Origin of the sequence: Variovorax atrisoli, assembly GCF_014195185.1 — a bacterium.
GTDB lineage: Bacteria > Pseudomonadota > Gammaproteobacteria > Burkholderiales > Burkholderiaceae_C > Variovorax > Variovorax atrisoli.
In genome coordinates this window covers 151110-175166 of record NZ_JACIBG010000002.1, presented here as the reverse complement: position 1 = coordinate 175166, position 24057 = coordinate 151110, and the positions used below count along the sequence as shown (strand labels likewise).

Here is a 24057-nt window from a genome sequence, read left to right as displayed (position 1 = left end):
CCGCAGCCATGTCGGCCGACCTGAAGTCGCTGCGCCTGTTCGTCGCCGTTGCCGACAACGGCAGCATCAGCGAAGGCGCCAAGCGCTGCCACATCGCGCTGGCCGCAGCCAGCAAGCGCATCTCCGACCTCGAGGCCCGCGCGCGGCTGCCGCTGCTGGTGCGGCATGCGCGCGGCGTCACGCTCACCTCGGCGGGCCACGGCCTGCTGCTGCATGCGCGCGCCGTGCTGTCTGCCATGGACCGTCTCGGCGCGGAACTCGACGACTTCCAGAACGGCGTGGCGGGCGTGGTGAGCATCACGGCCAACGCATCGACCATCGCGCAGTTCCTTCCGTCGCAGATCGGCTCCTTCCTGCGCCTGCATCCGGTGCTGAAGATCGACCTGCAGGAACGTGCCAGCACCGAGGTGGTGAAGGCGGTGCAGGCCGGCCTGGCCGACATCGGCGTGATCGAGGGCAACACGCCCGCCGAGGGGCTCGAATGCCTGCCGTACCGCAACGACGAGCTGGCGGTGGTGGTGGCGCGCGACCATCCGCTCGCGCGGCGCCGGCGCATCGGCGTCGACGAGGTGCTGAGCCACGACCACATCGTGGTGCGCGAAGGCACGGCGCTGCACCGCGTGCTGCTGTCCGCGGCGCTGGAGGCCGGCGTGCCGCTGAAGGTGCGCATGCAGGTGGGCAGCTTCGACATGGTCTGCCGCATGGTGGAGCAGGGCGCGGGCATCGGCGTGCTGCCCTATGCGGCCATCCTGCCGCAGCTGCAGATACTGAAGCTGCGCTGCCTGAAGCTCGATGCGCCCTGGGCCCACAGGCGCCACCTGCTGTGCGTGCGCAGGCAGCAGGAGCTCACGGTGGCCGCGCGCTCGGTGCTGGAGCACCTGGGCCGGCCCGACTGAGCCTGCCCGCAGGCCAGCCTTCGTGGCGCGCGAAGGCTCGGACTCGCCAAAAACGAATTGTTCTCCCGCGGTTCGCACGCAAAGATGCGTGCATCAACGAAGGAGACACACTTGAAGATCGTTCGCGTCAGCGCCACGCCGCTGAACATTCCCGTCACCATCGACGTGGTCGGCATGAACAAGCAGACCTCGCTGTCGTTGTGCCTCACCGAGATCGAGACCGACACCGGCCTGGTCGGCCACGGCATGACGGCCATCACGGAAGAAGAAATCATCGCCGCCGCCGTGCGCGAGGTGGCGGGCCCCGCGCTGATCGGCGAGGACCCGATGGCCACCGAGCGCCTGTGGGAGAAGCTCTACTGGCTGCTCTCGCCGCGCGGCCAGACCGGCTACGCCAGCCACGCCATCGCCGCGCTCGACATCGCGCTGTGGGACATCAAGGCCCGCGCGCTGGGCCAGCCGCTGTGGCGCCTGCTCGGCGGCGCGCGCGCGAAGGTGCCGGTGTACGCCACCTTCGGCTTCGGCTTCTTCGAGCGCGACCAGCTCGCCGCCGCCGCCAAACTGTGGGTGTCGCAGGGCTTCCAGCGGCTGAAGATGACGGTCGGCAACCATGCGCTCGCGCGCCGCGACGAGCCGCGCCCGCTCGACGAAGTCATTGCGGAAGACGTGCGCCGCGTCGCCGCCGTGCGCGAGGCCGTGGGCCCCGACGTGAAGCTCTACGTCGACGCCAACTGCGGCCTCGACCTGTTCCACGCCACCGAGCTCGCGCACCGCATCGAGCCCTACGGCATCAGCTTCTTCGAGGAGCCGCTCACGCAGAACGACGTGCGCCAGATGGCCCAGCTGCGCGCGCGCACCCGCATCCCGCTGGCCTGCGGGCAGAACGAGGGCCTGGCCTTCCGCTTCCGCGACCTGCTGGTGAACCAGGCGGCCGACGTGCTGCAGCCCAACGTGACCATCTCGGGCGGCTACTCGCAGGTGCTGAAGATCGCCGGCATGGCGCAGGCCTTCAACGTGCCCATCGACAACGGCGGCGCCTGGCCCTTCCACAACATGCACCTGCATGCGGGCGTGTCGAATGGCGGGCTGGTCGAGTACCACTACGTGGCGGTGCAGATGCTCAAGCAGATCTTCGACGGCCTGCCGGTGCCCGAGCAGGGCTGGCTCACGCTGCCGGAGACGCCGGGCCTGGGCTTTGCGCCGAACGCCGAGCGCGTGCGCGAGCTGGCGAAGCTGCCGACCTCGCACGGCAAGGGCAAGGCCTGAGCGGCCGGCGCCACCCCTCGCGACACTTTCTTCCTTCACGACCAGGCCGCGACAGACGGCCGGCGTCCGATCAAAGACAACGGAGACATGATGAAAGCCACACAAGCGATTCGACCACCCGCGCGCCGCCATGCGTTGCGCGCGATGGCCGCCCTGGGCCTCGCTGCAGCCCTCTCGGCGCCCGCGGCCTGGGCCCAGGCCCAGAAGTACCCCGACAAGCCCATCCGGCTCATCGTCGGCTACTCCGCCGGCGGCGGCGTCGATGCGGTGGCGCGGCTGCTCGGCACGCGCCTGTCGAACGTGCTGGGCCAGCAGGTGCTGGTGGAGAACCGCACCGGCGCGACCGGGCTCATCGCGGCCGACTTCGTCGCCAAGGCGCCGCCCGACGGCTACACGCTGATGATGGGCGACAGCGCCTTGCTCGCCGCCAAGCTGCTGCAGCCGAAGATCGCGATCGACCCGCTCACCAGCTTCAAGCCGGTGGCGGGGGCTTTCATCTCGCCGCTGATGATCGTCGTCGGCAACGACTTCCCCGCGAAGACTCCGGCGGAGCTGGTGAAGGAGCTCAAGGCCAACGCCTCGCGCTACTCGTACGCGACCTCGGGCGTGGGCACGGTGCAGCACCTGGGCTTCGAGATGCTCAAGCAGGCCACCGGCAGCCCGGTGGTGCACGTGCCCTATCGCGGCGCGGCGCAGATCGTGCCCGACGTGATCGGCGGCCAGATTCCGATCGGCGTGGTGAGCGCCACCGCCGGCATGGCGCAGGCCAAGGCGGGCAAGCTGCGCGCGCTCGCGATGATGAACACCGCCAAGCTCGAAGGCGCCGAGAGCGTGCCGCCGCTGGCCGATGCCCTGCCGGGCTTCGACGTGGCGCCGCGCATCTTCGTGCTGGCGCCGGCCGGCACCCCCAATGAGATCGTCGACAAGCTCTCGGCCGCCGTGAAGGCTGTGCTCGACACGCCCGAGGCCGGCACCGCCGCGGCGGCGCAGGGCACGCTGCGCGCGTACGCCACACCGGCCCAGCTCGGCAAGGACATGGCCGCCGAGACCGCGCGATGGAAGAAGATCATCGCGGAGCAGCACATCGTGGCCGAGGGGAGCTGAGCATGACGCAGCCTCACCTGGGACTGATCGTGCCGCCCGCCGCGGGCGCGGTGCCGGTGGACGGCCCGCTGCTGTACGGCGAGCGCATCCACTTCAGCGCGCGCGGCCTGGGCCTGGGGGAAATCTCCACGCGCGGCTATCTCGACGTGATCGACTCGGTGGTCGAGAAGGCGGTGGCACTGAAGAAGGAAGAGGGCGTTTCCGCTATCTCGCTCATGGGCACCTCCCTGAGCTTCTTCCGCGGCGCGGCCTTCAACCGCCAGCTCGAGGTCGAGATGGCGCGTGCCACCGGCCTGCCCTGCACGACCATGAGCAACGCCATCGTCAACGGGCTGCGCCACCTGAAGGTGCGGCGCGTGGCGGTGGCCACGGCCTACATCGACGAGGTCAACGAGCAGCTGCGTGGCTACCTGGAGCAGAGCGACTTCGAGCCATTGGCGCTTGAAGGCCTGTCGATCTCCGACGTGCAGGCCGTCGGCAAGGTGCCGACCCAGGCGCTGGTGGACCTGTGTGTGAAGGTGTTCGAGGCGCAGCCGGGAGCCGACGGCATCCTGATCTCCTGCGGCGGGCTGGTCACGCTCGACGCGGTGCGCGAAGTGGAGGAGCGCCTGCAGGTGCCCGTGGTGTCCAGCTCGCCCGCCGGCTTCTGGGACCTGGTGCGCACCGCGGGGCTCGATGCGCGCTCGCCGGGCTGCGGCCGGCTCTTCGCCTGGACCGCGCCGGCCTGAACGGGCTCAAGCCAGCCAGCGTCCCACGCGCGGCGTGTCGGCCAGTTGCCAGACGCGCCGGCACAGCGCCTTCGCCTCCTCGGCCGTGGCGCCTTCGCCGTAGTGCGCGAGGCGCTGCATCTTGTCCTCGATCTCGGCGCGGCTCAGGCTGTTGCCGGGGTCGCCCTTGGGCTCGTCCACGCGGCCCTGCAGCGTGCGGCCGTCGGCGGTCTGCACGCTGACCTTGCCGATCCAGCGTGCCGGGTAGGCCGTGTCGACTTCCTCGTCGAGCTGCATCGTCACCTTCTCGCGGAAGGCCGAGACCTCGGGCGCGAGGAAGTCGCGGTCGAACTCGCCCAGGCCCGCGCGGCCGTGCAGGGCGATCAGGCCCAGCACCGTGCCCATCGAGAACTTGCCCTGGTGCACCGTGGCTGGAACGTCGACGCGGCCCAGCACGTCGATGGCGCCCTGGTGCACATGCGTGGTCACGCGCGACACGTCGGCCGGCTTCAGCCTGTTCTGCTGCATCACCTGCAGCAGCGCGTCGGCGGCGGGGTGGGTGTGGCGGCAGGAGGCGTGGTACTTGAAGGAGGTCTCGGCCAGCGTCCAGCGCGTGCCGAGGCCATCGGTGAGCTTCGCGGGGTCGGCATCGCTCGACATGCCCACGCCCAGGCCCTGCGCGCCTTCGAGGATCTTCGCGGCCCCGGTGAAGCCGTCCTGCGCGAGGTAGGCCGACATCAGCCCGCTGGCGGCGGCGTGCGCACAGTGCAGCTGCTTGGAATCCGCCGCGTCGCGCAGGAACTCCCACACGCCGGCCGACTGCGTGCCTGCCGAGCCGAAGGCATGCAGCATCTGCTGCGGCGAGAGCTCCAGCAGCCGGCCCACCGCCGCGGCCGACGCGAGGGTGCCCGCCGTCGCGGTCGTGTGGAAGGTCTTGTAGTGCGAGCGGCCGAGGAATTCACCCACGCGGATGCCGACCTCGTAGCCTGCGACGACGGCCGTGAGCAGCTGCGCACCGCTCGCGCCGATGCTCTGCGCCACGGCCAGGGCAGGCGCGATGACGACAGCGGCCGGGTGGAACACCGAGCCGTTGTGCACGTCGTCCTGCTCCACGAAATGCGAGGCCGCCGCGTTGACCAGCGCGGCGAACACCGGCGAAGTGGTGCGCCGGGAGGTCAGCAGTTCGCTGGGGCCTTCGGCGGGCCCCATCATCTGCGCGAAGCGCTCGATGCTGCGCACCGGACGCGCCGTGCGCGCGGCGAGCACGGAGCCCAGCCAGTCGAGCATCAGGTCCTCGGTGCGGCGAAGCACGGGGGCGGGGATGGCGTCGAACTTCAGGTCGGCGGCGAACGTGGCGAGTACCTTGCTCGGATGGTCGACAGCGGCGGACGTCATGAATGATCCTTTCGTGGAATGCCGCGGAACCGGCCTTGCCGGGCCGCAGGCGTTGCCCCCAGCAAGGGGGTTAGTCAAAACGAACGGGGGAGGCCGAGCATGTGTTCGGCGACGTAGCTCAGGATGAGGTTGGTCGAGATCGGCGCCACCTGGTACAGCCGCGTCTCCCTGAACTTGCGCTCGATGTCGTATTCGCAGGCGAAGCCGAAGCCGCCATGGAACTGCAGGCAGGCATTGGCCGCCTCCCAGCTCGCCTTGGCAGCGAGGTACTTCGCCATGTTGGCCTGCGCGCCGCAGGGCTGGTGGGCGTCGAAGAGGCGGCAGGCCTCGTAGCGCATGAGGTTGGCAGCCTCCACCTCGATGAACGACTCGGCAATGGGGAACTGCACGCCCTGGTTCTGGCCGATGGGCCTGCCGAACACCACGCGCTCCTTCGTGTACTTCGTGACCCGGTCGATGAACCAGTAGCCGTCGCCGATGCACTCGGCCGCGATCAGCGTGCGCTCTGCGTTGAGCCCGTCGAGGATGTACTTGAAGCCCTGGCCTTCCTGGCCGATGAGGTTCTCGGCCGGGATCTCCAGGTTCTCGAAGAAGAGTTCGTTGGTCTCGTGGTTCACCATGTTGAGGATGGGCCGCACTTCCAGCCCCTTGCCGATGGCCTCGCGCAGGTCGACGATGAAGATCGACATGCCTTCCGACTTCTTCTTCACCTCCGAAAGCGGCGTGGTGCGCGCCAGCAGGATCATCAGGTCGGAGTGCTGGATGCGCGAGATCCACACCTTCTGGCCGTTGACGACGTAGCGGTCGCCCTTCCTCACGGCGGTCGTCTTGATCTTGGTCGTGTCGGTGCCGGTGGTGGGCTCGGTCACGCCCATGGACTGCAGGCGCAGTTCGCCGTTGGCGATCTTCGGCAGGTAGGCGCGCTTCTGCGCCTCGCTGCCGTGGCGCAGCAGCGTGCCCATGTTGTACATCTGGCCGTGGCAGGCGCCCGAGTTGCCGCCGCAGCGGTTGATCTCTTCCATGATGACCGAAGCCTCGGTCAGGCCCAGGCCCGAGCCGCCGTACTCCTGCGGGATCAGCGCGGCCATCCAGCCGGCCCTGGTGAGCGCGTCGACGAATTCGGCGGGGTAGCCGCGCGCCTCGTCGATCCTGCGGAAGTAGGCGTCGGGAAACTGCGCGCACAGGTCGCGCACGGCATCGCGGATGTCGGGAAAGTTCTTGTCGTTGGCGTTGTTCATCGGTTCTTGCTGCTGCTGTTCAGTCCTGGCGTGGTTCGCCCGCTTCCTTCTCCACGCGCTGCCAGATCTCGACGGCCATCGGGTCGTCGATCTCCTCCAGGATGTGGCCCACCAGGCCGATGGCGCGCGCCATCACGCCGAAGCCGCGGATGATCTTCCAGGGAAAACCGAACTCGGCCGCGATCGCGCCGATGGCGCCGGTCGCGTTGATCGGCAGCGACTTGCCCGAGACGCGCTCGGCTTCCTCCTGCACCGCCTGCATCAGCGCGACGTAGTGCGTGGAAAGCCCGTTCTCCGCCGCGATCTGGAAGAGCCGCGGCGTGCGCGGGTCGATGGGCTTGTGCAGCGGATGGCCCAGCCCCGGCACGATCAGCTTGCGCGCGCGGTGGTCGGCCACGATGTCCTTGGCCATGTCTGCCAGCGGGCGGGAGGGTGTCTCGCCGAAGGGGATCGCCTCGTAGAGCATCTTCGCGGCGCCCTCGGTGCTGCCGACGAACACCGTGCCCAGCCCGCACAGGCCCGCCGCCACGGCCGCCTGCAGCGCCTCGGGTGCGCCTGCATAGGTGAGGCGCGCCGCCAGCGCGCTGGGCGTGACGCCGTGCTCCACCAGCGTGACGACGATGGCGTTGAAGGTCACCGACTCCTGCGGCGTGGGAATGCGCCCGGTCAGCTCCAGGAAGGCCATGTCGCCCAGGTTGAGGTGGCCGAGGATCTCCGAAGGCAGGTCGCGCCCGCGCACGGTGATCCGGTCGGGCGTGCTGCGGCCCAGTTCCGTGTGCAGGGATTTCTTGATCTTGGTGGTCATGGGCCGAATCTAGCCCGCACGCGCGCGCAGCGGCTCTCTGATTGCGAAACCCTCCCTTCGGCAAATGCAAATGCCGCTTTGCGAGGCCTTCTGTCACGCTGCGGCGATGGACCTCGAATCACTTGCTGCAGTGCGCGAATCGGCACTGGACTACTTCGAACGCAGCCGTGCCCTGCAGCGCCGGCGCGAGCGCATGGAGCGCCCCGGCGGCGACGAGGCCGAGGGCTGGCAGGACATCGCCGCACTCGGCTGGACCGGCATGCTGGCACCCGAGTCGGCCGCAGGGCTGGCGCTGGGGCTCGACGGAGCTGCCGAGATCTTCCGCGCGGCCGGCGAGCATGCGGCACCCGAGCCGCTCTTGGCCGTGGCCGGCCTCGGCGCGCTGCTGCTGGCGCGGCTGGGCACGCCCGGCGCGAACGCGCTGCTCGCCGAGCTCGTCGCAGGTCGCAGCCTGCCCGCGCTCGCATGGCAGGAGAGCGCGGGCGACCTGAGCGCGGTGCCGCTGGCCTGCGGCTGCGAGGCCCGACCCGGAGGCGGCGTGCTGCTTCAGGGCGAGAAGCTGATGGTGCTGCCCGGCGCGGCCGCCAGCGGCTGGCTGGTGTCGGCGCGCGGTGACGACGACGCCGTGCTGCTGTGGGTGCCGCGCGGCACCGCAGGCGTGATCGAAACGCCGGTACCGTTGGTCGATGGCAGCCAGGCTTCGAGCCTGCGCTTCGAGCAGGTCGTGCTGCCGGCCGGTGCGGTGCTCGCCGATGGCCCGGCCGCGCAGGATGCGCTGCGCCATGCGCTCGCGGCCGGCCAGATCCTGCAGTCGGCGGAACTGCTGGGCGCGGGGCAGGCGATGCTGGCGCAGACGCTGGCCTACCTGCGCACCCGCTCGCAGTTCGGCAAGCCCATCGGCAGCTTCCAGGCGCTGCAGCACCGATGCGTCGACATGTTCATCCACCTCGAAGTGGCGAAGGCCACGCTGGACGAAGTGCTGGCGCTCTCGGCGCAGGGCCTGCCGGCGCAGCGGCTCGAGGCCGAGGCCAGCCGCGTCAACGCGCGCTGCACCGCCGCCGCGCTGCAGGCCTCGCGAGCGTCCGTGCAGCTGCACGGCGCCATCGGCTACACGCAGGAGTGCGACCTGAGCCTGTTCTACAAGCGCGTGCTGTGCCTCTCGGCATGGCTGGGCAACGCGAGCGCGCATCAGCGCAGGCATGCCGTGCTGTCGGGCGATGCGGAGGCCGCGCCCGGCGTGGCCGGGTGGAATGGCGAGTTTCCGCGCACCGCCGACTGGTCCGCCATGCCCGAGGCCGACTTCCGCCGCATGGTGCGCGCCTTCCTGCAGCAGCGATATCCGCAGCAGCTGCGCTACCTCTCGCACCGTGCGCGCTGGAGCGAGATGCGCGAGTGGTACCTCACGCTCTCTGTACAGGGCTGGATCGCGCCGGCATGGCCGCAGTCGCACGGCGGCATGGGGCTGCCCGCGGACAAGCTCATCGCATGGATCGAGGAGCTGGAGCAGTACGGCGTGGCGCGCGCGCCCGACCAGGGCATCGTGATGATCGGGCCTCTGCTGATCCAGCACGGCACGCCGCAGCAGCAGCAACGCTTCCTGCCGCGCATCCTCAGCGGCGAGCATGTGTGGTGCCAGGGTTATTCGGAGCCCAATGCCGGCTCCGACCTCGCTGGCCTGCGCACCGAGGCGATGCCGGCGCGCGACGCGCAGGGCGAGCACTTCATCGTCAACGGCCAGAAGATATGGACCACGCTCGCGCAGGACGCCAACCACATCTTCATGCTGGTGCGCACCGACAAGGACGCGCGCAAGCAGGAGGGCATCAGCTTCCTGCTGTGCGACCTGCGCACGCCGGGCATCACCATCCGGCCGATCCACACGCTGGCGGGCGAGCCGGAGTTCTGCGAGGTGTTCTTCGACAACGTGCGCGTGCCGGCCGAGAACCTCGTGGGCAGGCTGCACGGCGGCTGGAGCATCGCGAAGGCGCTGCTGGGCTTCGAGCGCATCTTCCTGGGCAGCCCCAAGCAGTCGCAGTACGCACTGGGCCAGCTCGCGCGGCTGGCGCAGGCGCGGCGTCTCTTCGCCGACCCGGTGTTCGCGCAGCGCTTCGCGGCATTGCGGCTCGACGTGCTCGACCTCTCGGCCGCCTACACCGGCTTCGCGAACATCGTGCGCGCGGGCAAGCCGCTGCCGGCCTCGGTGTCGCTGCTGAAGATCTGGGCGAGCGAGACCTACCACCGCATCGGTGCGCTGCTGGTCGAGGCCGGCGAGGAGCAGGGCGCGGTGGCCGGCGACCAGGTGCTCGACGGCCAGACCTTCAACGTGCTCTCGCCGCTCATCGGCTCCACCGCCGCAATGATCTACGGCGGCACCAACGAGATACAGCGCAACATCCTCGCGCGGCAGGTTCTGGACTTGCCCGCATGAGGCTCGCCCCCGGTCTTCGCGCACTTCGTGTCGCCGCGCCAACCCCCTGCCGGGGGCGACACCTGCGGCCTGGCAAAGCCGGTTCCGCGGTGTTCCACGAAAGAACGGTCCTGCCTGGCTTTCGAGCCTGACTTGTAGATCAAAAAAGGAGACAACGCTCATGACTTCCATCGACCTCTCGCGCCGCCACATCTTGTCGGCGCTGGCGGGCAGCGCGGCGCTGGCCGCACTGCCTTCGCGCGTGTTCGCGCAGCAGCCATTGCCACCGCTCGTCAAGCTCGTGGTCGGCTATTCGGCCGGCGGTCCCGTGGACGGCGCTGCGCGCCTGCTCGCGCCCGCACTGAGCCAGGAGCTGGGCACGCAGGTGATCGTGGACAACCGGCCCGGCGCCAGCGGCTCGCTCGGCGGCGACGCAGTGGCCAAGGCCGCGCCCGACGGTGCCACGCTGTTCTTCGGCGCGAGCCCGACGATCACCATCAACCCCAACGTGCAGCGCCACATGGCCTTCGACCCGATGAAGGACCTCGCGCCCATCGCGCCGCTGGTGGACTACACCAACGTGCTGGTCGTCAACAACGAGGTGCCGGTGCGCAGCGTGGCCGAGCTGCTGGCCTATGCGAAGGCGCGGCCGGGCAAGGTGTTCTACGGATCGGCCGGCGTGGGCGCCTCCAACCACCTGAGCGGCGCGCTGCTGGAGAAGATGGCCGGCGTGCAGCTCACCCACGTACCGTACAAGGGCAGCGCGCCCGCGCTCGCCGACGTGATGGCCGGCAACGTGACCATGATGTTCGACATCATCGCCACCTCCAGGCCCTTCATCCAGACGGGAAAGGTGCGTGCGCTGGCCGTCACCTCGCGCCAGCGCAACCGCATGCTGCCCGATGTGCCCACCATGGTCGAGTCGGGCCTGCCGGGCTACGACGTGGGCGGCTGGTTCGGCCTGTACGGGCCGGCGCGCATCGACCCGGCGCTGGTCGCGCGCATCAACGCCGCCGCGCAGAAGATGCTGGCGCGCGAGGACATCGCCGGCCGGCTGCGCGAGCAGGGCTACGACGTGTGGTCGGGTGCGGCGGAGGTCCTGGCGACCAAGGGCAGGTCCGACCGGCAGCTGTGGGCGACCGCTTCCAAGGGCATCGAGGCGGAATAGGCGATGCGGCGAATCCATCACCTGCTCGAAGAGCGTGCGGCGAGCACGCCCGATGCTGTCTTTCTCTTCGAGCCACACGGCACGACCAGCTACGCGCAGCTCCAGTCCATGGTCGACGTCGCCACGCAAGGCCTCCTGGCCGCTGGCGTGCGGCCGACCGATCGCGTGCTGCTGGTGGCGGAGAACTGCGCCGCGCACATCGCGCTCATCATGGCCTGCAGCCGCGTGGGCGCGTGGTCTTGCGGCGTGAACGCGCGCATGTCGCCGGGCGAGATCGCGGCGATTGCCGAGCGGGCGGATGCGCGGCTGTGCTGCTACACGACGGGGGCTTCCGAAGCTGCCGCGCAGCATGCGGGCAGGGCCGGTGCCAAGCCGGCTTCGCTGGAAGGCGTGATGCGCTCGGGCACTCGTGAAGACGCACGCACCGAGCCCGACGCGGCGCTGGCCGACGCGGCCGCCATCATCTTCACCTCCGGCACCTCGGGTACGCCCAAGGGCGTGATGGTGTCGCATCGCGGCCTGCTGCACTTCGGACGCGTGTCGGCGCGGATCCGCGCGCTGGGCGGGCACGACCGCGTCTATGCCTTCCTGCCGATGACGCACATCTTCGGCATCGGCACCGTGCTGATGGCCGCGCTCACCGGAGGCGCTTCGCTGGTGCTGCGCGGCAGCTTCTCGCCGGCCGACGTGCTGCACGCGCTGGCCAACGAGCAGGTGTCGAACCTGCTTGGTCCGCCGACGATGTACGCGCGCTTGCTGGCCCACATCGAGGCCGAGCATGCGGCGCCGTGCTTTCCGCACCTGCGCTACGTCTACACCGGCTCGGCGCCGCTCGATCCGGCGCTCAAGCAGCGTGTCGAGCGGCTCTTCGGCCAGCCGCTGCACTACGGCTACGGGCTGTCGGAATACGCGGGCTCGGTGTTTCTCACGCGCACCGAGTCGCCGCGCGCCGATACGTCTGCCGGACATGCGGTGGAAGGCGGCGAGGCGCGCATCGTCGACCCCGAAGGCAACGACGTGGCGCAGGGCGACACGGGCGAGATCTGGCTGCGCGGCCCCGGCCTGATGCTGGGCTACTTCCGCGACGCGGCGGCCACCGCGCAGGTGATGCGACCCGGCGGCTGGTACGCCAGCGGCGACCTGGGGCGCTTCGGCGACGACGGCGCGCTGTTCGTGGTCGGGCGGCTGAAGGAAATGATCATCCGCTCGGGCTTCAACGTGTACCCGGCGGAGATCGAGGCGGTCATCGGCCGCTTCGAGGGCGTGCATCTGTGCGCGGTGATCGGTGTGCCCGAGGCCGACGGCAACGAGCAGGTGGTTGCCTTCATCGAGCTGAAGCCGGGTGCGACGCTCGACGAGGCCGGGCTGCGCACGCACCTGGCCGGGAACCTGTCGCCCTACAAGCGCCCCGCGCGCATCGAGCTGATCGATGCGATGCCCACCACGTCCAACGGCAAGCTGCTCAAGCGCGAGCTGAAGGCGCGCTGCGTGCCGGCGGCCGGCTGAACGGGCGCGAGCGCCTTCGCCGAGGCCGCCGCGTGCCTCGGCCCTGACACCCGGCTCGTACGGACTTCTCCTGCAAGCGGGTGCGCCGCCGTCTGCCAGAAGGCTCTCGATGCGGCTCGCAAGGTAAGGCCTTCTGCAAAGGAAAAACACCATGGCCGATGACCTGAACAAGCGCGGGCCGCAGGATGGCGCCCGCATCAACGTGAACGAGGCGCACGAGGTGCGCTACTGGACCCAGACGCTCGGCGTGACTGAGGCGCAGCTGCGCTCGGCCATCGCGGCGGCGGGTGTGCAGGTGAAGGACGTGCGCGCGTACCTCGGCAAGCCCTGAATCCGGTTCCGGAGGCTTTGGAGCTCCGGCAAGGGCCCGGGCGGGGCGGCATCACGGTAGGCACCCTCCTACACCTGTGGGAGGGCCTGATACTTCATACTTGTTACCAGAACGTTTCTGGAGGCAAGCTGCTCTTGACCCTGCCGATGATCAACCCGACGCCCGTGTCCGCCGCCCGATGAAATCCTCGCCGAGTGCGCGCAGCTGGATCGCGGCCGGCGTGCGTCACGAACTCCTCACGCGCGCGCTGCCCGCCCTGCGCCACGACATGGCCGCCCCGGTCTCGGTGATCCGCATGGCGCTGCTCATGCTCAAGCGGCAGATAAGCGCCCCGACCGTCGACACCACGGCCTGCGAAGAGCGGGTGGGGCTGATCGACACCCAGGTTTCCGAACTGGTGGAGGCGATCCGCTCGCTGCGCGACTGGGAGCTCGCGACCGTCGACGACGGCATCACCCGCAGCGCGCTGGTGTCCCAGTGCGTGACCCTGATGCGCGCCGCCTTCGACCTGCACGGCGTGACGCTCGAGAAGGACGAGTCCCTGAACCCGTCCGACGACGAGCAGCGCTGGCCTGCAGCGGCCGCGCTGCGCTACCTATTCCTGGGTGCGATGGGCTACCTGCACGACGGCGCGGAAGAGGCCGGCACCATCCGCATCGAGGCCGACGGCGCGAATGCGCTGCGCCTCGTGGCGCTGCCGCGCGAAGCGGACGCTTCCGAAGCCGTGCTCGACGCACATCGCGCGCCGCGCGCCCTGGCCATCGACGCGGTTGCGCTGCAGAACCTGGCGGAAGACCTGGGCTACGCCGTGGCGCTCGATGCGACCAGCGTGCGCCTGGTGCTCGCCACCCGCAACTGAGGCTTTTGCTTTCCGGCCACGGGCCGCGCGGCGCGACGCTGTTCGCGCCGTGTCCGTCCGTTCTTCTCGCGAGCGGCCTCGCGTGTCTGCCGGGCCTGGTCGCGCCGGTGCGCCTTCAGGAACGACAGCAGCCGGCGTTCCGCCGCATGCAGCCCTCGCGAGGGCCTTGCGGTGCGGCTGCCGCCGATCTTCTCGAACAGCGCGGCGGTGGCCTCGTCGCCGTCCGACAGCGCGCTGCCCAGCGCCAGCACCGCAGGGTGCACGTAGGCCTTCTTGCAGACGGCGGGTGTGTTGCCCAGCTGCTTGGCCACCGCACCGAGGATGTCCTTGGCGCTGTAGCGGCTGCCGTCGGCGGCGGTGCGGCCGGGCTCGCAGGCCAGCCGGGTGAGCTCCAGCGCCTGCACCGTGCCGTGCCAGGTGCGGAAGTCCTTCGCGGTGAAGCGTTCGCCGCCCGCGGCTTCGGCCAGGTAGTCGTTCACGTCGGTCGACGAGACGCCGCGCAACTCGCCGGTCTTGCCGTTGCCTTCCTCATCCTCGTCGACGTACTGGAAGAGCGCCTGCCCCGGCAGCTGCTGGCATTGCCGCACCACCTTGGCGACGCGCGGATCGTCGAGCTGCGCCTCGTGCATCACGCCGCTCTTGCCGCGGAAGCGCAGCTTGAGCGCCTGGCCCTTCACCGTCGCATGCCGGTTGCGCAGCGTGGTGAGGCCGAAGGAGCCGTTGCTGCTCGCGTATTCCTCGTTGCCAACGCGCATCAGCGTGGTGTCGAGCAGCCGCACCAGCGCCGCGAGCACCTGGGCGCGGCCGGGCATCTTGCGGCCCGGGGGCAGCCGCAGGTCGCGCGCCACGCGGGCACGGATGCCCGGCAGCGCGAGCGCGAAGGCTTCGAGCCGTTCGAACTTGGTCTCGTCCTTCATCGAGCGCCAGTCGGCGTGGTAGCGGTACTGCTTGCGGCCGCGCGCGTCGATGCCGGTGGCCTGCAGGTGGCCGTTGGGCAGCGGGCAGATCCACACCTGGGTGTAGGCCGGCGGAATGGCCAGCATGCGGATGCGCGAGAGCTCGTCGGCGTCGCGCACCCACACGCCGCGGGCGTCGCGGTAGCGGAAGCGGTCGCCGTGCTTCAGGCGGCGGATGCCGGGCATGTCGGGGTTCACGTAGACCAGGCCGTTGGCGATCGGCGTCGGCCTGGACGGGGGCCTGGCGGTCGAGGAGGAAGAAGAGGAAGGTGCCGGCATGGGGCTTGCGTGGTGGCGTTACACCTTGCTTTTGCCAGCACCGACAATCCACGGGTGTAGGACGCCGCAGGCGCCGGCGGTGCGCCGGGTGCGCTTGCGGCGCCGGTGCCTCCGATCTTCTCCGCAGTTTTTCTCTCTCTTACCGGGTTCCAGAATGAGTTCGTCTAAGTCTTCCCTTTTCGCCGCCCGCTGGCTGGCCGTGCCGGCAGCGGCGCTGCTGCTCACCGCCTGCGCCTCCACGTCCACGACCACGGCTCCTGCTGCGGCCGCGCCCGTGAAGGTCAAGGTCTTCGTCGCCGCCATGTTCGAGATCGGCAAGAACACCGGCGACCGTGCCGGCGAGTTCCAGCACTGGTACGAGCGCTACTGGAAGGACGCCAAGGCCATCACGGTGCCCGGCGCGCTGCAGCCCGTGTACTGCAACGCCGACGGCGTGTGCGGCTCGGTGCTCGGCATGGGCAAGGTGAATTCGTCGTCGTCGATGCAGGCCATCCTGCTGAACCCGCAGTTCGACTTCTCGCAGAGCTACTACGTCATCTCGGGCGTGGCCGGCACGCCGCCCTCGCGCGGCACCATCGGCGAGGTCAGCTGGGCCACATGGCTGGTCGACTACGACCTGGGCCACCGCTGGGCGCCCGAGGAGAACAAGCCCGGCGAGCCCACCTTCATGCCGCGCAAGGGCTACGAGGAATACCGCCGCTTCAAGCTCAACCCCGATCTCGTGAGCTGGGCCATGAAGCTCTCGGCCGACACGCCCCTGAAGGACTCCGAATCGGCCCGCAAGTACCGCCTGCGCTACCCCGACGCGGCCGCGCGCCGCGCACCCTTCGTCGGCACCGGCACCCACATGACCGGCGACACTTTCTTCCATGGCCCCGGCATGTCGAAGCAGGCGCAGTACATCGCCAAGCTCTACGGCGCCGACGACTACGTCATCACCGAGATGGAGGCCGCCGCCATCACCCTCGTCATCAAGCGCACCCACGGCACCGACCGCGTGATGAGCCTGCGCGGCGCCGTCAACTTCGACCAGGGCAACCCGAAGGAAACCACGCTGCAGCACCTCGACCCCGCACCTGGCGAGACGGCCGGCGGCTTCGCCGAGACGGTGGAGAACATCGAGCTGGTGGGCAGCCGCGTGGTCGATCACATCGTCGCGAACTGGTCGAAGTGGTCGGGCGGGGTGCCGAAGCCCTGAACGTGACGGACGATCCCGCCATGTGGCTGGCCGTGCAGAGCATCCGCTGCCTCTGGACGAAAGCCGGGCGCGATGCGGAGCAAGGCAGGCTGCGCAACCAGGCGCCGATGCGCCTGCCCCTCACCGGGCTCGAGATGCAACTGCTGGAGCCGCCCGTCGTGGGCGGCGTGCTGTGGCAGGAGATCTCGTTGCGTCCCGACGGCGGGGCGTTAGAGAGCCAGTCTGTCGCGCCAGCCGCCTGGAAGTCATGGAACGCGCACCAGCTGCGCGAGCAGGGTTATGAATGGCGCGCGCAGCCGGGCGGCATGGCCATCGGATGGTGGCACGGCGGCGCGGTGCGGCACACCGGTCGGCCGCAACCGCTGGGCGTCCTGCGGCCCGGCCAGTGGCTGCGCGTGGTGACGCACCGGCGTGCCAACGGGTGGGATGGCTGGGCCTGGGAGAGGCGCGCGACCAACCTCATGTGCGTGGATCGCACGCACGCGCTCGACGTCTTCGCGAGCACGCCGCCGGTGCGCGTGTTCAACGAGGAGCCGCACCTCTACTGACTTCTACCGGATCGCGCCGGGCCGCACCGGCTCAAGGTGCCACGTCACCGTGAAGTCGAACGGCGTCCAGCGGCTCGCGGTGACGCCTGCCTGCCGCAGGCCGCGGCCGGTCCAGGTGTTGCAGGTCTCGAAGAGGTTGTAGCCGCCTTCGGCCTCGTAGAAGGCGTCCTGGTTGTCGTAGTGCGCGCCCGCGATGGGTGTGGCGCGGCCCGATGGCAGCGCGGCGCGCACGTAGGCTGCGAGCCGCGCGTACTGCGCCTGCGTGAGCGGCAGCGCGAAGGCGCCTTGCCCCAGCTGGCCGCGCCGCAGGTAGCTCACGTGAAGCAGCGCGCGGTTGCCGCCGGCCAGGGCTGCGAGCGCGCGCGATGCGGTCAGGTCGGCCCAGGTGGGTGTGTTCAGGTAGAACTCGCGATCGCCCCAGCCGATGGCGATGAATTCGGCGTCGGGTGGCGATGCCCTGAAGTCCTTCAGCGGAAAGAGCTGCAGCCAGTCGACGGTGGCCGAGCGGATCGGGAACACGTAGTCGGTGTGCACGCCGTTGCTCAGCACCCAGGCCTGCACCTCGGCGACCGCATTCTTCGGTGCTTCGGCGTTGGCGGGCCAGAGCACCAGTGCGCAGGCCGTGGCCACGTACAGGCCCACGAGTGCGACGAAGCCCAGCAGGGTGAAGACGATGCGCCGCAGCCAGCGTCCGGCCATCGCGCCCTCAGAAGAGCGACGCGGTGGTCGCCACCGGCTCGGCCGCCGCGCGGTGCGTGCCGGTGGCGGCGGGCGCCAGGGCCTCGGGGCTGCCGGCCTTTGCCAGCGTGCCCACGCGCACGCCCAGCAGGCGCAGGGGCCGCTCCAGTGGCACGCGCTTCAGGCACAGGCCGCCGGTCTGGCGGATGGTCTTGGCGTCGTCGGTGAAGCGGTCGATGGTCTGGTCGCGCGTGGCGATCCTGAAATCGTCGTAGCGCAGCTTGATGCCGATGGTCTTGCCCACGTAGCCCTTGCGCTGCAGGTCGGCGGCCAGCTGCTCGCACAGCCTGGTGAAGATCGCGCCCAGTTCGGCGCGGTCGCGCACCGCGTGCAGGTCGCGGTCGAAGGTGGTCTCTCGGCTCATCGACACCGGCTCGCTCTCGGTCACCACGGGGCGGTCGTCGCGACCCCATGACACCTCGTGCATCCACGCGCCGGTGGCCTTGCCGAAGTTGGCGATGAGCCAGTCGCGGTCGCGCGCCGCGAGCTGGCCCACGGTCTCGATGCCGAAGCGCTTGAGCTTCTCGTCGGCCTTGGGGCCGATGCCGTTCACCTTGCGGCAGGGCAGCGGCCAGATCAGCTTTTCCAGGTCGTCCTCGTAGACGATCGAGATGCCGTTGGGCTTGTTGAACTCGCTCGCCATCTTGGCGATGAGCTTGTTGGGCGCCACGCCGATGGAGCACGTGAGCCCGGTGGCGTCGAAGATGGCCTTCTGCAGCAGCCGGGCCAGCGAGCGCCCGCCCTCGCGCTGGCCGCCGGGCACGTCGGTGAAGTCGATGTAGACCTCGTCCACGCCCCGGTCTTCCATGAGCGGCGCGACCTCCAGGATGATCTTCTTGAAGGCGCGCGAGTAGCGGCGGTACTCGTCGAAGTCCACCGGCAGGATGATCGCCTGCGGGCACAGCTTGGCCGCCTTCATGAGCCCCATTGCCGAGCCCACGCCGAACTGCCGCGCGGGGTAGGTGGCGGTGGTGATCACGCCGCGGCCGGTGTAGTCCTTGAGCAGCGGGAAGTCTTCGACCGGAATGTCGGCCAGCGTGCCGCCTTCGGGCAGGTTGCGGATGGCCTCGTCCACGCGCCTGCGCCCGCCGCCGATCACCACCGCCTTGCCCTTGAGCTGCGGGTAGCGCAGCAGCTCGACGGACGCGTAGAAGGCGTCCATGTCGAGGTGCGCGATGCGGCGGATCTTTGGTGCCGATGGGGTCTGGGAGCTCACGGTAACAATTGTCTCGCGGCTGGGCGCTGCTTGCGCGTGCGGGGCGATTCGCCCGGCCCGGTCAGCGCGTCTCCACCGTCACCAGCAGCGGCGAGTCGAACATCGCCACGGGGGACATCACGGGCTCGTCCATCGGCACCCTGTCGCCGTAGCGCTCGCGCATCTTGGCGCGAACGGCCGGGTCCTTCAGGTTGAATTCGCGGATCTTCTGCAGCTCGCCGATGCGCACGCCCAGCGCGCGCTGGTAGAGCTTCCACACGAGTTCGGAGCAATAGATGCGCTGGTCGGACCATTCGAAGGTCAGGTCGTAGGGGCGGCCTTCGAAGTCGGCCGTGCCGGCGCGCAGCCTTGCAACGGCACCCGGCGTGAGCAGCGTGTCGGCATTGCGCAGCCGCTTGACCACGTAGTGCCCGCCGTTCCCGCGCGCCGTCCATTGCGCGAGCGGCGTGTAGCGCACGGTGGAGACCGCCTCGAACACGTAGGGCTTGCCGTCTTTCGTCAGCACGATGCCCATGTGGCTGTAGCGCGAGCCGGTCGCGCGCTGCACCGCGAGGCTCTGGGCCGAGCGCGAGGTGTGGAAGACGATGTCGCCGTCCTTCAGCTGCGTCGACGCGCGGGCGGCGCCGGCCAGGAGCAGAGACAGGGCGAGGGCGATGACTGCTGGGAGCCGGAAGGTCATGGACGCGCATTGTGCGGCACGCCATGCGCGGCTATTTCTCCTCTGGCGGCGGGGCGCTGTCGCCCGTATCGGGCGGCGCCATCTCGCGCATCAGGCGCTCCACCGCCTCGTCGTTCATCGGCCCGGCGGGCATGAGCGCGGTGGGCGAGGCGCGCAGCCAGCGCGTGGTCTGGGGCAGCGCCATCACCAGCGCGGTGACAGTGGCGAGCACCGCGAGATACGGCGCCAGCACCCGCGCGAGGGCGGCCGCCGGCGGCCGCGGCCTCACCTGCCCGCGCGCCAGCACCAGCGCGTAGCCGAAGGGCGGAAGCAGGAAGCCGGCCTGCAGCACCAGCAGCGTGAGCGTGGCGATCCAGGCCGCGTCGTCGAGCTGTGCGAGCACAGGCGGCATGACGATGGGCACGATGAGGAAGATCAGCTCGAAGGCGTCGAGCACGAAGGCAAAGGCGAGCAGCACCGCCAGCACCACCGCGAGCCCGATCATCGGATGCTGCTGCAGCGACAGCATCAGCCGCGCGATCAGTCCGTCGGTGCCGAAGCCGCGCAGCAGCAGCGAGAAGGTGGTGGCGGCCACCAGCAGCGCATAGAGCGCGCCGGTGAGCGCCATCGCGTCGTCGAGCACCTGCCACAGCACCGCACGCGTGAGCTGGCGCGACAGCAGGCCCCACGCCAGCAGCAGCACGCAGGCGGCAGCCGCGCCTTCCACCGCGCGCACCCTGCCGAGCGTGACCAGTACCAGCAGCGCGCCGATCAGCAGCGGCACCAGCAGCAAGGTCCAGCCCTCGCCGCGGCTCAGCGGTTCGCGCGGCACGGCGTCCCTTGGCTTGCCGCGCGCGCCTAGCCATGCCACGGCGAGCCAGCCGACCAGCAGCGCGGCGGCAGGCACCAGCGCGGCCTGCAGGATGTCCTGCGTGTTGACGACGCGGCTGGCCGTGCTCGCCGAAGGCAGCGCCAGTTCGCGTGCCATGTTCATGCCCTCGGTGTGCGCGCGCAGCATTGCGTCGCCGAGCAGCAGAAGCACCAGCGAGGGCGGCACGATCACGCCCAGCGTGCTGGTCACGGCCACGAGTGCAGTTCGCCGCGCCGGGGGCAGTCCCTCGCGCGTCCAGCCCTGGCCGGCGGTGCGGGCGAGCGTCAGCAGGCTGGCGCCCACCGAACCGTTCATCGGCGCGAGCAGCAGCCCCAGCGCCATGCCGGCGAGCTCGGGGGCCGCGCGCGGCGCGACCAGGGCCAGCACCTTGCGCAGGCCGTGGTACAGGTGGCCGGCGAGCGCCAGCCGGTTGAGCAGTGCGCCCACCAGCGCATAGAGCGCGAGCGCCTGCAGCAGGTCGTGCTCCAGCAGCCCGACGATGCGCCATGGCAGGTTCTGCAGCAGCGCGAGGTCGAAGGCACCCAGTGCCAGGCCGGCCAGCGCGCCGATCGTGCATGTGCCCAGCAGCACGGCGTAGGTCGGCCAGCCGGTGGTCATCATCAGCGCCAGGGCCAGCGCGAGCAGGGCGAGTCCGAGCCAGGGCATCTACGGGCCGGGCTGTCCCGGTTGGCCGGTGTCTTCTGGCGGGTTCGCCGGGCGCAGCTCCTGCCAGAGGTCGAGCGCGCTCTGCACCGCCAGCAGCGCGGCGAGCAGCAGCAAGGCCACCTTGATCATGAAATAGCCGGGGTTGAAGGTGTCGGGAAAGAGCTCGAGCGCCTCCACCGAGCGCATCACCGGCGCAGCCGCGGTGAAGACCAGGAACAGCGACCAGGGCAGCACGCACAGCGCCGCGCCGATGCGGCGCAGCCGCACATGGCGCCCGGCGGTGTCGGCCGCCAGGTCGGGCCGGGCCACCAGGTGCGCGCCGCGCCGTCCGGCGTGCCTCAGCGCCACCGCCACATACAGCGCGAACAGCCACTGCGCGAGGTCGTTGGCCTGCGTCGGGCCGTTGCCGGAGCCGGCGAGGTCGCGCAGCGGCCACTGCGCGAAGAGCAGCAGCGCGATGGCGACGGCGAAGGTCATCGCGACGCGGTCGATCCAGTCGAGCCAGCGCGGCGCCGGCGGACCGGAGGGCTGCGCGGAGTCCGCGGGGGGAGGGGGGTCTGCCGGTGGCGTCATGCACGGAAATCGTCTCCCCCGAACCTGACTGGCACCTGCGGGGCGGCGGGTCATTGCTTGCGCCGCGCTGCATGCCGGTGCCATCATGCGCGCCATGCAAACGGTCGCCTCCATCCTCTGGCGCAGGCTCGACGTACCGGGCCACGATGCCTGCCGCCTCGAACGCAATGCCTCGGCCTGGCAACTCGACGGTGCAGCCGTGTTCCGGCTGGAAGACGGCCGCATCGGCCAGCTGCACTACCGCGTGCGCTGCGACCTGCTATGGCACACCCAGTGGGGCACGGTGCGCGGATGGCTCGGCGACTCGGCGGTCGACCTCTCGATCGCCCGCGACGCGCGCGGCCACTGGAAGCTCAACGACGAGCCCGTGTCCGACCTCTCGCACTGCATCGACCTCGACCTGGGCTTCACGCCCGCCACCAACCTGCTGCAGCTGCGCCGCCTGGGCCTCGCGAAGGGCGAGTGCGCCGACGCCCCCGCCGCGTGGCTCGACATCGACGGCGGCGGCGTGCTCAGCGAACTGATGCAGCGCTACGAGCGGCGCAGCGAGACCGAGTACGCCTACGAGGCGAAGCGCTTCGACTACGCGGCCACGCTGAGCGTGACGGCCGACAGCTTCGTCGCCGACTACCCTCGGCTCTGGGTAGCCGAGAAGTAGTCGGCAAGCCACCGCGTTCAGTCGAACTGCGACCGATCCCCCGTCACCAGCTCCCGGTTGCGCCGCCTGTCCAGCGCGATCTCGTGCGCGAAGGCGTCGCTGCCGCCGCCCGCTGGCAGGTTGTAGGCCGCGCGCAACCGGGAGCGCACCGCATCGCTTTCGAGCACGCGGTTGATCTCGGCGTTGAGCATCTGCACTACCGCGCCCGGCGTACGGGCCGGCGCGAAGATGCCGAAGAGCGAATCGCGGTTGGCCTTCTCGAAGCCGAGTTCCGCGAGGGTCGGCACCGTGGGCAGTGCATCGATGCGTGCCGGAGCGCCCACGGCCAGCGCCTGGAAGCGGCCGCCTTCGATGTACTGCAGCTGCTGCGCGGCGACGTTGGTGGAGAGCACCTCGAACTGGCCGCTGAGCGCATCGTTGAGCTGCGGGCCGCCGCCCTGGTAGGGGATGTGCGTGATCTCGGTGCCGCTTTGCACGCGCACCTGCGCGAGCACGAGGTGACCGATGGTGGCGACGCCCGAGGTGGCCCATCGCACCTCGCCGGGCTGCCTGCGCGCCCGCGCGATCAGCTCGCCGAAGCCGCGGCCGGTGAAGGCGGGGGTGCCCGCCACCAGCACCGGCGTGCGCATCACGCTGGCCACGGGCATGAAGGCGCGCATCGGGTCGTAGGGAACGCGCGCGAGCAGCGGGTGCAGCGTGAGAGGGCTGATGGCGGAGAAGGCCAGCGTGCTGCCGTCCGGGGCCGAACGGGCGAGCGCATCCATGCCGAGGCTGCCGCCGGCACCGGGGCGGTTCTCGATGATCACCGGCACGCCGAGCGAACGTGCGAGCGGCTCGGCCAGCACGCGCGCCATGCCGTCGCTCACGCCGCCGGGCGGGTAGACCACGATCAGGCGGACCGGCTTGTTCGGCCACTGCGCGGGTGCCGCCCGCAGCACGCCGGGCAATGCGCAGGCCGCGGCCAGCAGGGTGCCTGCGCGCTGCAGCAGGTGGCGGCGGCCCAGCCGTGTCATGAGCCGGGGTTCTCCTGCGCCAGCCTGCGCAGCAGCGCCGCGAAATTCAGCGCGGGCAGGTTGTCTTCCTCGGCGCGCGAGACCAGCGTGAGCGGCGCGTCGAGCTGCCCGCCGTCGGCCAGCCGCGCGTAGGCGATGGCGTGCGCGTGCACGCCGTGCATCGACGCAGGCACCACCGAGAGGCCGACCCCTGCGGCCACGAGATTGAGGTTGGTCATCATTCGATCGACTTCGGCCACCACACGCGGGCGCAGCCCCTTGGCGTGGCACAGCGCGAGCAGGTCGGCATACAGGCCCGGAGCGCCCGGACGCCGCACGAGGATGATGCCTTCCTCGCAGAGTCTGGCGAGCGGCAGCGCCCGCGAGTCCTTGTCGCGGCCACGGGCAAGGCGGTGGTCGCTCGGCATGGCGACCAGCACCGGCTCGCGCAGCAGCGTCTCGAACAGCAGCCCCTCGGGCCGCGCGACCGGCACGCGCAGCAGGCCGCAGTGCAGGCGGCCGGCCGCCAGCGCCTCGGTGAGCTCGGCAGCGTTGTCCTCGCGCAGTTGCAGCTCGACGTCGGGGTAGGCGCGGCGGAACTCGCGCAGCGCGTCGGGCATGAAGCGGTGCGCCGCCGCCGAGCTGGTGAAGCCCACCGCCAGCCTGCCGGCCTGGCCCTTGGCCACCCGGGTCATGCGCTGCTTCATCGCATCCATGTCCTGCAGCATGCGCAGCGCCTCGGCCTGGAACAGCCGGCCCGCATCGGTGAGCGCCACGCCGCGCGGATGGCGGCGGAACAGCAGCACGCCCAGCTCGCGTTCGAGCGCCTTGATCTGCAGGCTCAAAGGCGGCTGCTGGATGCCCAGCTGCTCGGCCGCGCGCGTCATGTGGCCGGTCTCGGCGACGGCGGCGAAGTAGCGCAGTGCCCGTATGTCCATATGTTTTTGATATGAGAAGTGCCTTGTTATTTTATTTGACCCTAGGTCACACCGAATCTATCTTCCGGCCGCCCATTCAAGAAC

23 protein-coding genes are annotated in these 24057 nt (G+C 70.3%); 12 read left to right on the top strand and 11 right to left on the bottom strand.

Going from position 1 to position 24057, the window contains the following annotated elements:
• Nucleotides 1–8: 8 nt before the first annotated feature.
• The 4 genes from FHY06_RS07760 (at nt 9) to FHY06_RS07745 (ending at nt 3994) form a co-directional block, all read left to right on the top strand.
• Complete coding sequence (locus FHY06_RS07760) at nt 9–896, top strand: LysR family transcriptional regulator (protein WP_019654243.1); 888 nt, start codon at nt 9–11, stop codon at nt 894–896.
• Nucleotides 897–1007: 111 nt separating this feature from the next.
• Nucleotides 1008–2162: a mandelate racemase/muconate lactonizing enzyme family protein gene (locus FHY06_RS07755; RefSeq protein ID WP_126182767.1), complete on the top strand. Its 1155-nt coding sequence runs from the start codon at nt 1008–1010 to the stop codon at nt 2160–2162.
• A 90-nt stretch (nt 2163–2252) separates the two neighbouring features.
• Nucleotides 2253–3266 (top strand): Bug family tripartite tricarboxylate transporter substrate binding protein, encoded by a 1014-nt coding sequence (locus tag FHY06_RS07750; protein WP_184604321.1) that lies wholly within the window; start codon nt 2253–2255, stop codon nt 3264–3266.
• 2 nt (nt 3267–3268) lie between these two features.
• Entirely contained in the window at nt 3269–3994 is a 726-nt protein-coding gene (locus tag FHY06_RS07745; RefSeq protein WP_184604319.1) for an arylmalonate decarboxylase, read from the top strand.
• Between the two features lie 6 nt (nt 3995–4000).
• Here FHY06_RS07745 and FHY06_RS07740 read toward each other — a convergent pair whose 3' ends face one another.
• The 3 genes from FHY06_RS07740 to FHY06_RS07730 all read right to left on the bottom strand — a co-directional run bounded on the left by FHY06_RS07740 (nt 4001) and on the right by FHY06_RS07730 (nt 7411).
• The gene (locus FHY06_RS07740) at nt 4001–5368 is read right to left on the bottom strand and encodes an MmgE/PrpD family protein (protein ID WP_184604317.1); all 1368 of its coding nucleotides are present in this window, start codon (nt 5366–5368) and stop codon (nt 4001–4003) included.
• A gap of 74 nt (nt 5369–5442) precedes the next feature.
• Entirely contained in the window at nt 5443–6606 is a 1164-nt protein-coding gene (locus FHY06_RS07735) for an acyl-CoA dehydrogenase family protein (protein ID WP_184604315.1), read from the bottom strand.
• A 19-nt stretch (nt 6607–6625) separates the two neighbouring features.
• Nucleotides 6626–7411, bottom strand: coding sequence for a citryl-CoA lyase (locus tag FHY06_RS07730; protein WP_019654237.1), 786 nt, complete (start codon nt 7409–7411; stop codon nt 6626–6628).
• A 106-nt stretch (nt 7412–7517) separates the two neighbouring features.
• Between FHY06_RS07730 and FHY06_RS07725 the strand changes: the two genes are divergently transcribed.
• From FHY06_RS07725 to FHY06_RS07705, 5 genes are all read left to right on the top strand, one after another.
• On the top strand, nt 7518–9839 hold the full coding sequence (locus FHY06_RS07725) for an acyl-CoA dehydrogenase family protein (protein WP_184604989.1): 2322 nt from the start codon (nt 7518–7520) through the stop codon (nt 9837–9839).
• Nucleotides 9840–9999: 160 nt separating this feature from the next.
• Complete coding sequence (locus FHY06_RS07720; RefSeq protein ID WP_126182773.1) at nt 10000–10986, top strand: Bug family tripartite tricarboxylate transporter substrate binding protein; 987 nt, start codon at nt 10000–10002, stop codon at nt 10984–10986.
• Between the two features lie 3 nt (nt 10987–10989).
• A complete protein-coding gene (locus FHY06_RS07715) occupies nt 10990–12492 on the top strand; it encodes a class I adenylate-forming enzyme family protein (RefSeq protein WP_184604313.1) in 1503 nt (500 codons plus the stop codon).
• Between the two features lie 151 nt (nt 12493–12643).
• Nucleotides 12644–12823, top strand: a complete 180-nt coding sequence (locus FHY06_RS07710; RefSeq protein ID WP_019654233.1) for a DUF3606 domain-containing protein — start codon at nt 12644–12646, stop codon at nt 12821–12823.
• A 178-nt stretch (nt 12824–13001) separates the two neighbouring features.
• Nucleotides 13002–13682, top strand: coding sequence for a hypothetical protein (locus FHY06_RS07705; RefSeq protein WP_019654232.1), 681 nt, complete (start codon nt 13002–13004; stop codon nt 13680–13682).
• Here FHY06_RS07705 and FHY06_RS07700 read toward each other — a convergent pair.
• Nucleotides 13625–14917 (bottom strand): DNA topoisomerase IB, encoded by a 1293-nt coding sequence (locus FHY06_RS07700; RefSeq protein ID WP_184604311.1) that lies wholly within the window; start codon nt 14915–14917, stop codon nt 13625–13627. The two genes, FHY06_RS07705 and FHY06_RS07700, sit on opposite strands and share 58 nt — an antisense overlap.
• Before the next feature lie 154 nt (nt 14918–15071).
• On the opposite strand from FHY06_RS07700, the gene FHY06_RS07695 reads away from it, so the two are divergent.
• A complete protein-coding gene (locus FHY06_RS07695; protein ID WP_184604309.1) occupies nt 15072–16115 on the top strand; it encodes a purine-nucleoside phosphorylase in 1044 nt (347 codons plus the stop codon).
• A gap of 2 nt (nt 16116–16117) precedes the next feature.
• The gene (locus FHY06_RS07690; protein ID WP_184604307.1) at nt 16118–16663 is read left to right on the top strand and encodes a hypothetical protein; all 546 of its coding nucleotides are present in this window, start codon (nt 16118–16120) and stop codon (nt 16661–16663) included.
• Nucleotides 16664–16666: 3 nt separating this feature from the next.
• On the opposite strand, the gene FHY06_RS07685 is transcribed toward FHY06_RS07690, so the two are convergent.
• The 5 genes from FHY06_RS07685 to FHY06_RS07665 all read right to left on the bottom strand — a co-directional run bounded on the left by FHY06_RS07685 (nt 16667) and on the right by FHY06_RS07665 (nt 21385).
• Nucleotides 16667–17362, bottom strand: a complete 696-nt coding sequence (locus FHY06_RS07685; RefSeq protein WP_184604305.1) for a TIGR02117 family protein — start codon at nt 17360–17362, stop codon at nt 16667–16669.
• Between the two features lie 7 nt (nt 17363–17369).
• Nucleotides 17370–18563 carry a DNA polymerase IV gene (dinB, locus tag FHY06_RS07680; RefSeq protein ID WP_221404201.1) on the bottom strand — a complete coding sequence of 398 codons (1194 nt, stop codon included), beginning with the start codon at nt 18561–18563 and terminating at the stop codon, nt 17370–17372.
• A 115-nt stretch (nt 18564–18678) separates the two neighbouring features.
• Nucleotides 18679–19296 carry a YiiX family permuted papain-like enzyme gene (locus tag FHY06_RS07675; RefSeq protein WP_184604303.1) on the bottom strand — a complete coding sequence of 206 codons (618 nt, stop codon included), beginning with the start codon at nt 19294–19296 and terminating at the stop codon, nt 18679–18681.
• A 31-nt stretch (nt 19297–19327) separates the two neighbouring features.
• Complete coding sequence (locus tag FHY06_RS07670) at nt 19328–20812, bottom strand: TRAP transporter large permease subunit (protein WP_184604301.1); 1485 nt, start codon at nt 20810–20812, stop codon at nt 19328–19330.
• Nucleotides 20813–21385 carry a C4-dicarboxylate ABC transporter substrate-binding protein gene (locus FHY06_RS07665; protein ID WP_184604299.1) on the bottom strand — a complete coding sequence of 191 codons (573 nt, stop codon included), beginning with the start codon at nt 21383–21385 and terminating at the stop codon, nt 20813–20815.
• Between the two features lie 85 nt (nt 21386–21470).
• Between FHY06_RS07665 and FHY06_RS07660 the strand changes: the two genes are divergently transcribed.
• Nucleotides 21471–22043, top strand: a complete 573-nt coding sequence (locus FHY06_RS07660; protein ID WP_260310159.1) for a putative glycolipid-binding domain-containing protein — start codon at nt 21471–21473, stop codon at nt 22041–22043.
• 17 nt (nt 22044–22060) lie between these two features.
• Here FHY06_RS07660 and FHY06_RS07655 read toward each other — a convergent pair whose 3' ends face one another.
• Together FHY06_RS07655 and FHY06_RS07650 are read right to left on the bottom strand one after the other, a co-directional pair.
• The gene (locus tag FHY06_RS07655; protein ID WP_184604297.1) at nt 22061–23056 is read right to left on the bottom strand and encodes a Bug family tripartite tricarboxylate transporter substrate binding protein; all 996 of its coding nucleotides are present in this window, start codon (nt 23054–23056) and stop codon (nt 22061–22063) included.
• Nucleotides 23053–23973 carry a LysR family transcriptional regulator gene (locus FHY06_RS07650; protein ID WP_184604296.1) on the bottom strand — a complete coding sequence of 307 codons (921 nt, stop codon included), beginning with the start codon at nt 23971–23973 and terminating at the stop codon, nt 23053–23055. Before FHY06_RS07650 ends, FHY06_RS07655 begins: the two co-directional genes overlap by 4 nt.
• Nucleotides 23974–24057: the final 84 nt, after the last annotated feature.